The sequence below is a fragment of the Streptomyces sp. WM4235 genome (assembly GCF_001279725.1).
In the GTDB taxonomy this organism is placed as follows: Bacteria; Actinomycetota; Actinomycetes; order Streptomycetales; family Streptomycetaceae; genus Streptomyces.
Map to the genome: position 1 here is coordinate 1 of NZ_LGDE01000327.1, position 371 is coordinate 371.

Annotated in this window: 1 protein-coding gene; it reads left to right on the forward strand. The window is 69.5% G+C overall.

The features are described 5' to 3' along the window. A partial coding sequence (locus tag ADK55_RS21005; protein WP_234350180.1) for a T4 RnlA family RNA ligase occupies nucleotides 1-371 on the forward strand: 371 nt, incomplete at both ends.

Genomic DNA, 371 nt, shown 5'->3' on the forward strand with positions numbered 1-371 from the left:
GTACGAGCAGGTCTGGAACCAGGTCACCAGGCGTTGCCGCGGTCTCGTCGCCGACGACACCACCGGGCGGATCGTCGCCCTGCCGCTGCCGAAGTTCTTCAACGTCGGCGAGCACGAGTCCGGCCAACCGTACGCCCCCGCGCTGCCCGACGAGCCGTTCGAGGTCTACGACAAGGTCGACGGCAGCCTGGCGGTGGTCTTCCACTACGCCGACCGTTGGCGGGTCGCGTCCAAGGGTTCCTTCATCAGCGCCCAGGCGACCTGGGCGCAGCGCCGGCTCGACGGCCTGGACACCTCGGCGCTCGTGCCGGGCGTGACCTACCTCGCCGAGATCCTGTACCCGCAGAACCGGATCGTCGTCGACTACGGCG